The organism is Sphaerisporangium sp. TRM90804 (assembly GCF_029846175.1).
In the GTDB taxonomy this organism is placed as follows: Bacteria; Actinomycetota; Actinomycetes; order Streptosporangiales; family Streptosporangiaceae; genus Sphaerisporangium.
The window spans coordinates 79,600-92,852 of record NZ_JARWAC010000018.1 but is presented as its reverse complement, the minus strand read 5'-3'; the positions used below and the strand labels follow the sequence as shown (position 1 = coordinate 92,852).

Annotated in this window: 12 protein-coding genes; 6 read left to right on the top strand and 6 right to left on the bottom strand. The window is 72.7% G+C overall.

The window, feature by feature from the left end; genetic code table 11:
• The first annotated feature begins 324 nt into the window (after positions 1-324).
• On the top strand, positions 325-792 hold the full coding sequence (locus tag PYR91_RS23975) for a hypothetical protein (protein ID WP_279783009.1): 468 nt from the start codon (positions 325-327) through the stop codon (positions 790-792).
• Here PYR91_RS23975 and PYR91_RS23970 read toward each other — a convergent pair.
• The 3 genes from PYR91_RS23970 to PYR91_RS23960 form a co-directional block, all read right to left on the bottom strand.
• On the bottom strand, positions 738-1,997 hold the full coding sequence (locus PYR91_RS23970; protein WP_279783007.1) for a hypothetical protein: 1,260 nt from the start codon (positions 1,995-1,997) through the stop codon (positions 738-740). The genes PYR91_RS23975 and PYR91_RS23970 overlap by 55 nt on opposite strands.
• A 306-nt stretch (positions 1,998-2,303) precedes the next feature.
• Entirely contained in the window at positions 2,304-2,705 is a 402-nt protein-coding gene (locus PYR91_RS23965; protein ID WP_279783005.1) for an NUDIX domain-containing protein, read from the bottom strand.
• A gap of 186 nt (positions 2,706-2,891) precedes the next feature.
• Complete coding sequence (locus PYR91_RS23960; protein ID WP_279783003.1) at positions 2,892-6,191, bottom strand: S8 family serine peptidase; 3,300 nt, start codon at positions 6,189-6,191, stop codon at positions 2,892-2,894.
• A 362-nt stretch (positions 6,192-6,553) separates the two neighbouring features.
• On the opposite strand from PYR91_RS23960, the gene PYR91_RS23955 reads away from it, so the two are divergent.
• Both PYR91_RS23955 and PYR91_RS23950 read left to right on the top strand, forming a co-directional pair.
• Positions 6,554-6,808, top strand: a complete 255-nt coding sequence (locus tag PYR91_RS23955; protein WP_279783001.1) for a Smr/MutS family protein — start codon at positions 6,554-6,556, stop codon at positions 6,806-6,808.
• A 96-nt stretch (positions 6,809-6,904) separates the two neighbouring features.
• Positions 6,905-7,537: a pyridoxamine 5'-phosphate oxidase family protein gene (locus tag PYR91_RS23950; protein ID WP_279783000.1), complete on the top strand. Its 633-nt coding sequence runs from the start codon at positions 6,905-6,907 to the stop codon at positions 7,535-7,537.
• A 165-nt stretch (positions 7,538-7,702) separates the two neighbouring features.
• Here PYR91_RS23950 and PYR91_RS23945 read toward each other — a convergent pair whose 3' ends face one another.
• From PYR91_RS23945 to dhaK, 3 genes are read right to left on the bottom strand one after another with little or no spacing between them, the layout of a single operon-like run.
• A complete protein-coding gene (locus tag PYR91_RS23945) occupies positions 7,703-8,092 on the bottom strand; it encodes a phosphoenolpyruvate--protein phosphotransferase (RefSeq protein WP_279782998.1) in 390 nt (129 codons plus the stop codon).
• Positions 8,089-8,715: a dihydroxyacetone kinase subunit DhaL gene (gene dhaL / locus PYR91_RS23940; RefSeq protein ID WP_279782996.1), complete on the bottom strand. Its 627-nt coding sequence runs from the start codon at positions 8,713-8,715 to the stop codon at positions 8,089-8,091. Before dhaL ends, PYR91_RS23945 begins: the two co-directional genes overlap by 4 nt.
• Positions 8,716-8,750: 35 nt before the next feature.
• Entirely contained in the window at positions 8,751-9,743 is a 993-nt protein-coding gene (gene dhaK, locus PYR91_RS23935) for a dihydroxyacetone kinase subunit DhaK (protein ID WP_279782995.1), read from the bottom strand.
• Positions 9,744-9,912: 169 nt separating this feature from the next.
• Here dhaK and PYR91_RS23930 point away from each other — a divergent pair, with 169 nt between their 5' ends.
• Genes PYR91_RS23930 through PYR91_RS23920 form a run of 3 tightly spaced genes read left to right on the top strand, consistent with a single transcriptional unit; the run spans position 9,913 to position 13,204 of the window.
• Positions 9,913-10,686 carry a cyclase family protein gene (locus tag PYR91_RS23930; RefSeq protein ID WP_279782993.1) on the top strand — a complete coding sequence of 258 codons (774 nt, stop codon included), beginning with the start codon at positions 9,913-9,915 and terminating at the stop codon, positions 10,684-10,686.
• The gene (locus PYR91_RS23925; RefSeq protein ID WP_279782991.1) at positions 10,683-12,383 is read left to right on the top strand and encodes a thiamine pyrophosphate-binding protein; all 1,701 of its coding nucleotides are present in this window, start codon (positions 10,683-10,685) and stop codon (positions 12,381-12,383) included. Before PYR91_RS23930 ends, PYR91_RS23925 begins: the two co-directional genes overlap by 4 nt.
• A 38-nt stretch (positions 12,384-12,421) precedes the next feature.
• The gene (locus tag PYR91_RS23920; RefSeq protein ID WP_279782989.1) at positions 12,422-13,204 is read left to right on the top strand and encodes a lysophospholipid acyltransferase family protein; all 783 of its coding nucleotides are present in this window, start codon (positions 12,422-12,424) and stop codon (positions 13,202-13,204) included.
• Positions 13,205-13,253: the final 49 nt, after the last annotated feature.

Genomic DNA, 13,253 nt, shown 5'->3' with positions numbered 1-13,253 from the left:
CGTACGGCCCCGGCGTCCGGGGCCGGTCGGCGCGGGCGCGATCCCAGGCGTGCCCGCGCCGGCCGGGCCGCTCGTGGCGCCCGCGGGCGATCGATCACCACGTACCACCGCCGCCCCGCCGCATGCCGTCTCACCTGCCACGACGGTGTTCGGAACAAAGCCGAACACCTCGCCCCCTTGCCCCGGCGCCGTCCCGCGGACAGATCATGACCCGTGCGACCGGCCGATTTCGGCCAGGCCGCGGCGCACCGGATGACCGGAACGGAGACCGCCGAACGGGCTGCCGTCTCCGTCACGAAGCCGGAGACGGTCATGGGGGAAGAGATGAGCAGAGAAGACAGCGGATCGGGCATCACCGAACACACACGCTCGGCCGGGCTCCGGATACGGAACCCGGACGCCGGCGACCCATGGCGCCTGCCGGCGTACCTGCTGCCGGTTCTGGAGGAGCTGGCCATGGGCACGCCGGACGCCACCGCGTGCCGCAACCTGCACATGTCGGCACGCACGTTCAGCCGCCGCGTGGCCGCCCTTCTGGACGCGCTAGGCGCCAAGACCCGGTTCCAGGGCGGCATGGCCGTCGTCCACCGGGGAATCCTGCCCGCGGACCCGCGGCTGGTCACCCGTCGCGGCGAGCTGATCTGGGACGCGGGCGGCCCGCGGGACCCCGCGCGCCCGCCCCCGTCAGGCGCTCTCTGGGCGGCGGGCGCCCTTGCGGCCGACCTGAACCCGGCCTCTCACCTGCGGGCGAGATCCGGGTCCGCCCACCGTGGTTCGAGCAGGATCACCTGATCGAGCGCGGCGGGGTCGCAGGGCGACTGCCAGACGGGGTCGCCCACCTTGCGCGAGCCTCCGGGTACGCCGAAGCAGAGCTTGTTGTGCGCCGGGCGGATCCGGAACCCGCGCACCGGGGCGGTGACGGCCTCGACGCGGAAACGCTCGCCGCCCGAGTTGGTGCTCTCGCAGAAGTCGTCGTAGACGAAGGGGCCGGGCGCCTTGTTCGCGTACCGGATGCCCATGCAGCCCGGCCCCTCGCTGGGATGGACGGTGGTGACGCGGTAGGTGCCGTCCGCCTCCGCGCGAAGCGTCATCGGCGGGTAGGCCTGATCGCACGGCATCTGCAGGATCCTGCCCTTGGAGTCCTCCCGCTCGGACAGGCAGTGACGCGAATGGGCGAGCCGCAGGCGGTACGCCCCGGGCAGGACGGCGGGCTTCGACGCGGCGGGCACCTGGCTTCCGGTCGCGGGGGAGGTCGTCGTCCCGGGAACGGCCGAGCCGGGTGAGCGCTCGAAGGGCCACCGGTCGGTGAGGGCGGCGATCACCATCCCGCCCGAGAGGAGCAGAGTGGTCACTCCTACGAACCTGGCGGACCGCGTCCGCCCCCACCCCGGACGCGGCTTGAGCGGTTCCGGCCGGGAACCCGCTCCTGGCACGCCATCCCCCGGCTCCTGCTCCGCCCGGACCGGCGCGGTCACACCGTTCACCGAGTCACCGGCCTCTGGCCCGATGGGCACCGCCTCACCGGGCCCCGGCCCACCGGACACGGCCTCATGGGGCTTCGACCCACCGGGCACGGCTTCATCGGGCCTCGGCCCACCGGGCACGGCTTCATCGGGCTTGAGCTCACCGGGCGCCGTCTGGAGCGGCGCCGTCTCACCGGTCAGCGGCTCACCGGGTACCGGGGCCGGGTCGGCCTCGGAGAGCGCCCGCATCGCGAGGGTCTGGCGGACGCCGACCCACGCGGCGGCGGTCTTCGTGTCGCAGCCGCAGGCCAGGACGAAGGCGCGGAGCAGCTCCTCCCGGGGCAACTGGTTGCGGGAGAGCGCGCCGGCGAGAGTGCTGTACGACAGGTGCTCGCCGTGCCGGCTCGCGTTCCGCTCCAGCTGACGGTACGAGCGGCCCGACCACGCTTTCAGCTCGCGCATGCGGTCGACGAACTGGACGATCGTCTTCGCGTCGCCGGGGTCTGGAGGCGGCGCGCCGAAACCCGTCTGCAAGTACGACTCCCTGAGCTCGATGGGAAACGACCGCCGGACACCCGCCTAGCCGGACGGTCCCTGGCATGAGTCCGTGGCGCTCCGGTACGTGGCGAAAGATCGTCACTTTACTATCGTATTTCCCCCCGAACCCCCGCATATCGCTATCAGTCAACCTCCACCTGCGCGGCGCGGGGAGAGCCGATGCCTACGCACTGCTCCCGCCGGCCCGTCACTCAGTGGAGCCGATGCCCGCCCGCCGCCCCGGCGTCCGGTGTCAGCGGAGCCGATGCCTGGGCGTCGGCCCCGGTATCCCGGTATCCGGCGTCAGCGGAGCTGCCCGGCCTGGTGCAGGTCGTCGAAGATGATCTGGTCCACCGGGGACACCCGATCGCGGTCGGTGTACGACAGCCAGACGACCTCCTCGATCTCACTGCTGGGCGCCGGTGTCCCGTCGAAGTCGGCGGTGTAGCAGGCCATCCGCACGATGATCCCGTCAGCGTGCCCGTGCGCCTGAGCCTGGTAGGTGCCGACGTGCCGGGCCGTGCCCGCGATGATCGTGACGGCCAGCTCTTCGTCGATCTCCCGGGCCAGCGTCTCCAGGTCACTCTCCCCGGCCTCCCGCTTCCCGCCGGGAATGTAGTAGACCTCCTTGCCCCGCGACCGGGTACTGAGAATCCGCCCCTCCGCCAGCTGAATCCAGGCGACCTTGTCGATGGTCTTGGTCATCACCGCTCCTGTCGACGCGCACAGACGGCCGGATCACCGTCCCGCCCGAGCAGTATTCCGCCTCCCAAGCCGCCCTCCGCGTCGGGCTCCATGGTTCCCCGAGCCGCAGACGACAGAGGGGCCCGGTGATTGCTCACCGGGCCCCTTCTTCGTCTCAGATGGTTGCCGTCTCGGGGACGGGTCGGGTTACTGGACGGTGATCTTGTCTACCTCGATGGTGATGCCCTTCACCTCGGGGGTCGAGGTGGCCGTGGTGACCGAGCCGACTCCGGAGGTGACGCCCTTGATCTTCATGGTGTAGGTCAGCTTGCCGCCCGGGGCGCCGGGGGTGCTGGTGACGCGGTAGTCCTCGGTCGGCGGGCCGGAGATCTGCTCGCCGGCCGTGCCCTCGGCGTTCTCGGCGCCCACGGTCAGGCCGTAGGTCGCGCCGGGGTCGCCGGGGAGGTTGTCCGGGTCGTAGGTGTAGGTGATGTCCTCGGCCCCGTTGAGGCCGATCCACTGCTGGAACACCTTCACCGAGGACGTGCCGTACAGGCGCAGGCGCCATTCGACGACCAGCCAGTCGGAGACGCCGTCGGTGAGGCTTCCGACGTAGACGCCGGGCGAGCCCGTGCCGTCCAGGTCGGTCCAGTACGGCGCCAGGACGTTGTTCGGCGGGGTCGGGTCCGGCAGGGTCTGCGGCGCGAACTCGATGTCGGCGGACCCGGAGGTGCCGCCGGCCACGGTGTACCCGTTGGAGGTGATGCCGATCCGGGTGTAGGTCTTACCGGCGTAGACGTAGCCGGGGACGGTGAAGTTGAGCGCCTCCTCGTCGCCGATCGGCGTCGGCGCGATGCCGAAGGCGTCCAGCGGCAGGTAGCCGGCGGGGCTGGTCCCCGGGGCGATGCTCGGCCGGTCGGGCTCGCGCCCGGGCAGGTCGGCCTTGGCGGTCGCGATCTGGGAGCCGATCTTGGTGGCGCCGGTCACGCTGTTGAGCCGGAGCTTGGAGTCCAGCGTGCTGAGCGCGGTGATCTCGGTGTCGGTCAGGGTGGTGTTCTCGACCGTCACCGTGCAGGTGGACTCGCCGGTGTTCTTCGCGATGGTGCTCGGGGCGCAGGTCTGGTCGACCGGCACCACGCCCTCCTGACGGAAGAACGCGACCGGCAGGTGCAGGTTGCGGCTGCCGCCGATCTGCTTGAGGTTCACCTGGCCGAAGTACTGCCCGTCGGCCAGCTCGGGAGCCGTGATGACGACGGTCAGCTTGACGCTCTTGCCGGGCTTCACCGAGAACAGCGGCGGCAGCACCGTGATGTTGGCGCCGCTGGGCGCGGAGCCGGTCGCGGTGTAGTTCAGCGTCTGGTTGGTGACGTTGGTGACCGTGCGCTTGGCGGTGATGATGCCCGGCATGGTCGGCGCGTTCACCGACGGCAGGTTCAGGTCGATCCGGCCCAGCGGGTCGGTGGCCGAGGCGGCGTAGTTCGCGGCCGTCTCGTCCAGGGTCAGGCCGGGGTCGCCGGCCTTGGTGAGGTCGATCCGCCCGCCGCCGAAGTCGAACGGGTCGGCCGGGGTGGTGCGGTCCTGCTTGGTGACCGTGGTCTTGGCCGTGGTCTCCAGCGCGGACTTCACCTGGCCGGGAGTCCAGGTCGGGTGCAGCGCGAACAGCAGGGCCGCGGCGCCGGCGACGTGCGGCGCCGACATCGAGGTGCCCGCGATGGCCTGGTACAGGTTGCCGGGCGGGCCTTCGAGCGGCGACTCCGGCGTCGGCGTGGTGCCGGCGAGGATGTGCAGGCCCGGCGCGGTGACGTCCGGCTTGAGGAAGTCGCCACCCGGTCCCCGCGAGGAGAAGTAGGTGATCGCGTCGCCCTGCCAGGTGGTCTTGGCGCCCGGCGGGAACTTGGCGGTCGCGCCGGGGTTGGCGGCCAGGAAGTTCAGCAGGGTGGTGGAGTCCGGCTGGTCGATGTGGACCGTCGGGATCCAGTGGTTGTCGGTCATGACGTCGAGCGGCGTCGAGTTGTACAGGATCATCCCGACCGCGCCGCCGGCCCGGACGTTGTAGCCCTTCAGGACGCGGTTCGGCCCGCGCTCACAGGCGACGATCTTGCCGGTGAACAGGCCGGCCGGCGCCGGGGTGGTGCACAGCGCGTTGGAGTACGGCGGTGCCGCGGCCGACACGATCGGAACCGGCGAGGTGACGCCGCCGGTGATCGAGGCGCCCGAGACCGTGGCCGTGGCGCCGCCGGCGCCGGTGAGCGTCACGGTGGACCGGAAGGTGCGGGTCTGCGTGGACGCGGCGACGGTGGTCACCCACGGGCTGCGGTGGTCCGTGGTGCTCGCGCCCGGGCCGGAGTTGCCGGCGGAGGCCGACACGAAGACGCCGGCGGCGTAGGCGTCCAGGAACGCCAGCTCCACCGGGTCGCTGTAGGGGTCGCTGCCGCCGGAGATCGAGAAGTTGATCACCCGGACGCCGTCGAGGATGGCGCGCGCGACCGCGGCGGCCGAGTCGGACGGGAAGCATCCCTCGGCGCCGCAGACCTTGTAGACCGACACGGCGGCGGCGGGCGCGATGCCGTTGATCGGGCCACGGCTGATGCCGAGCGGGTTGGCGTCGGCCACGCGGGCGCCGGCGCTGGTGGTGGCGGTGTGCGTGCCGTGGCCGTTGGAGTCACGGGCGCTGTCGGGGTACACCTCGCCGCCGAAGACGGCGTTGTAGGTGTCCAGGAACGGCGCGCCGCCGATCAGCTTGTTGTTGCAGACGAACACGTCGGCTGCCGGGGTCAGCGGGTTGTCGCCGAAGTCGCAGACGCGGGGCGTGCCGTCGGTGGTGGGCGGCGGCGCGGGCAGCCCGCCGGGGTCCTTGAACGACGGGTGCTCGGGCCAGGCGCCGGAGTCCAGGCTGCCGAAGATGACACCCTTGCCCGAGGACGCGCTGCCCCCGAGCTTGCTGTAGATGGTCGGCGCGCCGATGAAGGCGGGGCTGGAGTCGGTGAGCGGCTTCTGGAGCCTGTCCTCCTGGACCGCCGCCACGCCGGGCAGGCGCAGCAGCTCGGCGGCCTTGTTGGCCGGCAGGGTCACCGCGACGCCGCCGTAGACGGTGCGCAGCTTCTGGCCCGCCCGGGCGCCGGGGACGCGCTTGCCGAGCTCGCCGAGGAAGGTGTTCTCGACGCCCTCGATGTGCTTGGTGTACTCCTTGGCCGCCGAGCTCTTGACGTCCAGTTTCTTGCCGGTGACCTGCGGGCTGGTGCCCGGAAGTCCCTTCAGTCCGCCCTTGTAGGCCGCGAGCGAGTCGTAGTCCAGCTTGACGACCACGCTGACCGGTGCGGCCGAGGTGGCCTTGAACAGCGCGGTGTCACTCTTGGCCAGCTTTCCGCTGGGGGACTTGGCGCCCTGGACACGGTCGGCCGGGGTGAGCGCCGTCGCGGTCCATTTGGCGGTGGAACCCGCCGATGGGGTCGGTTCCGCGAACGCGGGAACGGCCGGGCTCATCACGCCGGCGACCGCGAGACTCACGCCCACGGCCGTGACACGGCGTGCTCGACGTAAGAAAGAGGGCAGGGGCTTGCTTGGCACGACACCTCCTGGTGAGCCGCTAGGACTCGCCGCCCTCGGGCATGGAGGAGCCACGTCGCCCGCCGCAGGGCACGACAAACGAGGACCCCACCCTCCCCGTTGGGCGACAAGAGCTTGACCGCCCCTTGAAGCCGGGGCGACCAAACACAGACGGAGTCTAGATGCCGGAAAAGTCAGCGCCTAGATCGCTCCACAAACGGACTTGCAGCAATATCTGCCTAAATCCGTAGGCATTCCGGTTGATAGCTGTGATAGACGCAGTTGGAAGAACGTTCCAAAGCGCACACCGTAGAATCGCGGGCGTGAAGCTGAAGCTGGATCTCCACGACATCTACAACCGGGGCGGCGAGATCGACCGCGCCCTGCGCGGCATCATCGACGAGGCCCTGCGGAAGAAGGCCACCGAGGTCGAGATCATCCCGGGCAAGGGGTCGGGGCAGCTCAAGAAGAAGGTGCTGCGCTTCCTCGACCAGAAGGAGATCAAGGCCCTCTACCACCGCATCGACAAGGACTCCAAGAACCACGGGCGCCTGTTCGTCTACTTCAAGCACAAGTAGCATGATCTCGGGCGTGTCGCGGCCGCGCGCCCGCCGCCCCCGGGTCGTCCGCGCCCGTGCCGGGCGGTTCCGGCCGCCTGACCGTGAGGAGACGCGGTGCCGGGGGATTCGGGGTACGTCGAGGTCACGTCACGGGCCGAGCTTCGCGAGCTGGTCGGCGAGCCGATGCCGAGGGCACTGGCCAAGGAGCGCGCGGTCCTGCACGAGATGGACAGGAGATGGCTCGCGACATCGCCGTTCTGCCTGGTGGCGACCGCCGGCCCCGACGGCTGCGACGTCTCGCCCAAGGGCGATCCGCCCGGGTTCACCCACGTCCTGGACGACAGCACGATCGCCATCCCCGACCGCCCCGGCAACCGCCGCGTGGACGGGTTCGCCAACGTCCTGGACAACCCGCACGTCGGCCTGCTGTACATGATCCCCGGCCGCGGCGAGACCCTGCGCGTCAACGGCAGGGGCCGGCTGGTGCGTGAGGCGCCGTTCTTCGACGCGATGGTCGTCAAGGGGCACCGGCCCAGGCTGGCCCTGCTCGTCGAGATCGACCAGATCTTCTTCCACTGCGCCAAGGCGTTCATGCGCTCGTCCCTGTGGAGCCCGGAGACCTGGAACCCCGGCGCGCTCCCGTCGCACGCCACCATCGTCAAGGCCGTCCAGGCCACCCAGGAGTCCCTGGAGGAGCTGGAGCGTTACTACGGCGCCCAGTACGCCGCCAAGCTGTACGCCGGATGACACGGCCCGCGGGACGCTGAAGACCCCCGCCCGCACAGAGCGAGGAAGCGGTCGGCCATGCGCAGAGCCGGGCCCGGACACCGTGAGGTGGACGGCGCGGCCGAAGGCGTACAGGCGTACGATCGCTTCCTCGCACCCAGGATACCCGGGCGACGGTCGGCGGCCTCAGAGCTTGCGGTACACGCGGGCGTCCTCGGCGGCGTCGAGCACGGCTCGCAGGGACGCCCCGGTGCCGGCCGCGACGGCCGCCCCGATGGCGCCCTCCACGAAGGGGACGTCCGCGATGACCACCGAACCGGGCTCCTCCAGCAGGCGGGCGGTCAGCACCGAGCTGCCGAGGTCGGGGATGAGCACCACCCCGGCTCCCTGGTCGACCCGCACGATTGCCGCGGCCACCTTGTCGACGCTCGTGCCGAGCAGGCCGTCGTCGGTGCCGCCGGCCGGGGCCACCGCGACACCGTCCCCGGCGATCCCCACGACCAGCGCCACCGCCTCCCTCGCCAGCGCGTCGCTGTGCGAGATCAGGACGATGCCCACCCGGGGGCCGGCGCTCATCGCGTGGCCGTCGTGTGCAGGGCGGTGAGGATGAGGACGGTGGAGGCGGCGCCGGGATCCTCGTGGCCGGCACTGCGCTCGCCGAGGTAGCTGGCGCGCCCCTTCCTGGCCTGGAGCGGCACCGCCGTCCGGGCGCCCTCCTCGGCCGCGGCGCGGGCGGCGGCGAGGGCCTCCCCGTCCTTCAGCCCGCCGGCCACGGCCGCGGTGAGCGCGCGGGCGGCGGGGGCGAGGGCGTCGACCATCGTCTTGTCGCCCTCCTCGGCGCCGCCGAGCTTGCGCACGCCCGCGACCCCCGCCTCCAGGGCGGCCGCCAGCTCGCCGGCCGTCACCTCCGGAGCCGAGCCCAGGGCGGCGCCCATCTGGCGCAACGCCGTGCCGTACAGGGGGCCGGAGGCGCCGCCGACCTTGCGGATCAGCGTCGTGCCGGCGAGCGTCAGCACGGCCCCCGGCGTCGCCGGGGGCTTGGCGGCCAGCGCCTCGCGGACGGCCGTGAAGCCGCGGTCGAGGTTGGCGCCGTGGTCGGCGTCCCCGATCGCGGCGTCCAGGCGCGTCAGGCGCTCGCGCCCGGCGGTGACGGCCCGGGCGATCTCGTCGATCCAGGCGGTGAAGAACGCGGCGTCCATGCTGCTCGGGGCTCCTCCGGAAGGGCGGGCGGGGTTCAGCGGCCCCAGCGTAGGGCGGGGGTCTCCACGGGGGCGTCCCACAGGCGGGTGAGCTCGTCGGTCAGCCGGCACACGGTGACCGAGAAGCCCTGCATGTCGAGGCTGGTGATGTAGTTGCCGACCAGGCTGCGCGCCGGCGTCGCGCCCTTCTCACGCAGCCGGGCGGCGACCTCCGCGTAGACGACGTACAGCTCGATCAGCGGGGTGCCGCCCATGCCGTTCACCATCACCAGCGTGTCGCCCGACAGCGGCATGTCGTCGTGCAGGGCGTCGACGGCGGCCCGCGCGAGGTCGCGGGCCGGGGCGGCGGGCGCCCGGGTGCGGCCCGGCTCGCCGTGGATGCCGATGCCCAGCTCGATCTCCGACTCCTCCAGCTCGAACGTCGGCTTGCCCGCCGCCGGGACCGTGCACGAGGTGAGGGCCACGCCGAACGACCTGCTGCGCGCGTTGACCTCCTCGCCCACCTTGGCCACCTCGGCGAGCGACGCCCCGGCCTCGGCCAGCGCGCCGGCTATCTTCTCCACGAAGACGGTGGCGCCGGTGCCGCGCCGCCCGGCGGTGTAGAGGGAGTCCTTGACGGCCACGTCGTCGTTCACCAGGACGGTGGCCACCTCCAGCCTCTCCTCGGCGCACAGCTCCGCGGCCATCTCGAAGTTCAGCACGTCCCCGGTGTAGTTCTTGACTATGTGCAGCACCCCGGCGCCGCCGTCGACGCCCTTGGTCGCCTCGATCACCTGGTCGGGCACCGGCGAGGTGAAGACCTCCCCGGGGCAGGCCGCGTCGAGCATGCCGTACCCGACGAAGCCGCCGTGCAGCGGTTCGTGGCCCGAGCCGCCGCCCGAGACCAGCCCGACCTTGCCGCGCTCCGGCGCGGAACGGCGGTACACGACGCGGTTCCCGGCGTCGACCCGGAGGCCGGGATGGGCCGCGGCCATCCCGGCGAGCGCGTCGGTCACCATCGATTCGGCGGTGTTGATGAGCTTCTTCATGAGCTGGTCCCCAACTGGTCTCGGCGCTCCCCGGCCAATCTCTGCCCGTTCCCGCCGCCTGGCAAGCGTTCGCCCCCGCCGGGGCCAGGACATCCTGAAACCCGGTGGTGACGCGGAGCGGCCCGGCAGGGCAGGATCTGTGCCGACGGCCACGAGCAGGGAGCGTTAGATGTCGGTGCTGAGCAGTCTCGTCGAGGGCATCAGGAACGGCGCGATCGAGGTGATCGACCTGACCGCGCCGCTCAGCTCCGAGACGCCGATCCTGCGGCTGCCCGAGCCGTTCGGCAACACGGTCCCGTTCCTGCTCACCGAGATCAGCCGGTACGACGACCGCGGCCCGGCCTGGTACTGGAACGACATCACCACCGGCGAGCACACCGGCACCCACTTCGACGCGCCCGTCCACTGGGTGACCGGCCGCGACGGCGAGGACGTCTCCCAGGTGCCCCCCGCGCGCCTGATCGGCCCGGCCGTGGTGCTCGACTTCGCCGCCCAGGCGGCCGAGGACCCCGACTTCCTGCTGCAGATCGAGCACGTCAGGCAGTGGGAGAAGGTCAACGGCCCGCTGCCCGAGGGCGGCTGGCTGCTCTACCGCACCGGCTGGGACGCCCTCGCCAACGACCAGGAGGACTTCCTGAACGCCGACGACACCGGGCCGCACACCCCCGGGATCTCCGCCGAGTGCGCCCGGTGGCTGGCCGAGGAGACGCCGATCGCCGGGCTCGGCGTGGAGACCGTCGGCACCGACGCCGGGGCCGCGCACTCCTTCGACCCCGCCTTCCCCTGCCACTCCTTCCTGCTCGGGGCCGGCAAGTACGGCCTGACCCAGCTCCGCAACCTCGACCGGCTTCCGGTCACCGGGGCGGTCGTCGTCGCGCCCCCGCTGCCCATCGTGGGCGGCTCCGGCAGCCCGGTCCGCGTGCTGGCGCTCGTCGAACGATGATCGTCGCCCAGGCGGTGGGGGAGGCCCTGGCCCAGCTCGGCCCACGGGTCGTGTTCGGCGTGGTCGGCAGCGGCAACTTCCACGTCACCACGACCCTGGTCGAGCACGGCGCGCGGTTCGTCGCCGCCCGCCACGAGGGCGGCGCGGCCACCATGGCCGACGCCTACGCCCGCATGAGCGGCACGGTCGGCGTGCTCAGCGTCCACCAGGGGCCCGGCCTGACCCACGCGATGACCGGCGTCACCGAGGCGGCCAAGAGCCGCACCCCGCTCCTGGTGCTGGCGGCCGAGGCGGTGGAGCCCCGGTCGAACTTCCACGTCGACCAGAGCGCCCTGGCCCGGGCGGTCGGCGCGGTGCCCGCGCGCGTGGAGTCGGCGGCCACCGCGGTCGACGACACCGTGCGCGCCTACCGCCTGGCCGAGCGCGAGCGCCGCACCGTCCTGCTCAACCTGCCGCTGGGCGTGCAGCGCGAGCTGTTCGAGGGCCCGGTGCGGGTGCCGGGGGAGGGCGGTTACGGCGCCCTGACCGGCATGCGCGATCGCACGTCGGGGGCCGCGGGAACGCCCTTCGAGGCGGACGGCGAGTGCCCGCCGTCGCCGGAGGCGGTGGCCGAGCTGGCCGAGGTGCTGAGCTCCGCGCGGCGTCCGGTGTTCGTCGCCGGGCGCGGGGCCAGGCACGCGCGGCGCGAGCTGGAGGCGCTCGCCGACCGCGCCGGCGCCCTGCTCGCCACCTCCGCCGTCGCCCGGGGCCTGTTCAACGGCTCGCCGTGGAACCTGGACGTCAGCGGCGGCTTCGCCTCGCCGGCCGCGGCCGAGCTCATCTCCGGCGCCGACGTGATCGTCGGGTGGGGCTGCGCCCTCAACATGTGGACCACGCGGCACGGCGCGCTGGTCGGCCCGTCCGCCACCGTCGTCCAGGTGGACGCCGACCCCGAAGCGCTGGGCGCGCACCGCCACGTCGACCTCGGCGTGTTCGGCGGCGCCGCCGCCACCGCCCGCGCGGTGGCCGAACTGCTCGGCGACGGCGACCCGGCGCTGCCCGGCCGGCGCACCGCGGAGCTGGCGGAGCGCGTCGCCCGCGAGGTGCCCTGGCGCGGCGTCCCGTACACCGACGCCTCCGGCGGCGGCCGCATCGACCCGCGCACGCTCTCGATCGCCCTGGACGACCTGCTGCCCGCCGAGCGGATCGTCAGCGTCGACTCCGGCAACTTCATGGGCTACCCGTCCATGTTCCTGTCGGTGCCCGACGAGAACGGCTTCTGCTTCACGCAGGCGTTCCAGTCGGTGGGCCTGGGGCTGGCGACCGCGATCGGCGCCGCGCTAGCCAGGCCCGGCAGGCTGCCGGTCGCGGCCCTGGGCGACGGCGGGGCGCTCATGGGCGTCGCCGAGCTGGAGACCGTGGTGCGGCTGGGCCTGCCCATGGTGCTCGTCGTCTACGACGACGAGGCGTACGGCGCCGAGGTGCACCACTTCGGGCCCGGCGGCCACCCGCTCGACCTGGTGAGGTTCCCGCCCGTCGACTTCGCGGCCATCGCGCGCGGCTTCGGCTGCGCGGCGGTGACCGTCCGCGAGCGCGCCGACCTCGGCGCGGTGTCCGCGTGGCTGGACGGCCCCCGCGACCGGCCGCTCCTCATCCACGCGAAGGTCACCGCCGGCCATCCGTCGTGGTGGCTGGAGGAGGCGTTCCGCGGTCACTGACCCCCGCATGTTACTCATCCGTAGGTTACGGTGCAGGCATGCCTGAGATCGTCTATCCCCTCGTGATCGGCACGGCTCGCGGCCTCTACAAGGCGCTTGGCCTCAAGATCGACGTACGCGGCGCGGAACGGGTGCCGAAGACCGGCGGCGCCGTGCTCGTCAGCAACCACGTGAGCTACCTCGACTTCCTGTTCGTCGGCTACGGCGCGGTGCCCGCCAGGCGCATGGTGCGCTTCATGGCCAAGAGCGAGGTGTTCGCCCACCCCGTCTCCGGGCCGCTGATGCGCGGGATGCGCCACATCCCCGTCGACCGCTCGGCCGGCGCCGGGGCCTACGACCGCGCCGTGGCCGACCTGCGCAAGGGCGAGCTGGTGGGAGTGTTCGCCGAGGCGACGATCAGCCGGTCGTTCACCGTCAAGGACATCAAGAACGGCGCCGTGCGCATGGCGTCCCAGGCCGAGGTGCCGCTGATCCCGGTCGCCGTCTGGGGGACGCAGCGCATGTGGACCAAGGGCGGGCCCAGGCGGCTCGTCCAGCGGGGCCTGCCGATCACCGTCGCCCTCGGCGAGCCGATGTACCCCAAGCCCGGCGACGACGTCGCGAAGGTGACGGCCGACCTTCGGGCCCGGATGGCCGAGCAGCTGGACCACGTGCAGCGGGACTATCCCGGCACCCCGCCCGGCGTGTGGTGGCAGCCCGCCCACCTCGGCGGCACGGCCCCCACCCCCGAGCAGGCCGCCGCCCTGGACGCCGCCGAGCTGGAGGCCCGCCGCCGCGCCCGCCCGGGGTCCGGCGACGGCGACCCCGCGGCGGGGATCTGAGGGGACGGAGCACCCCGTCTGGGGGGACGACCACGGGCGACCGCGCCGG

Coding starts and splice junctions, on each gene's coding strand:
- PYR91_RS23975 (WP_279783009.1), top strand. CDS start 325: ATGAGCAGAGAAGACAGCGGATCGGGCATCACCGAACACACACGCTCG.
- PYR91_RS23965 (WP_279783005.1), bottom strand. CDS start 2,705: ATGACCAAGACCATCGACAAGGTCGCCTGGATTCAGCTGGCGGAGGGG.
- PYR91_RS23945 (WP_279782998.1), bottom strand. CDS start 8,092: ATGAGCGCCGGCCCCCGGGTGGGCATCGTCCTGATCTCGCACAGCGAC.
- dhaL (WP_279782996.1), bottom strand. CDS start 8,715: ATGGACGCCGCGTTCTTCACCGCCTGGATCGACGAGATCGCCCGGGCC.
- dhaK (WP_279782995.1), bottom strand. CDS start 9,743: ATGAAGAAGCTCATCAACACCGCCGAATCGATGGTGACCGACGCGCTC.
- PYR91_RS23930 (WP_279782993.1), top strand. CDS start 9,913: ATGTCGGTGCTGAGCAGTCTCGTCGAGGGCATCAGGAACGGCGCGATC.
- PYR91_RS23925 (WP_279782991.1), top strand. CDS start 10,683: ATGATCGTCGCCCAGGCGGTGGGGGAGGCCCTGGCCCAGCTCGGCCCA.
- PYR91_RS23920 (WP_279782989.1), top strand. CDS start 12,422: ATGCCTGAGATCGTCTATCCCCTCGTGATCGGCACGGCTCGCGGCCTC.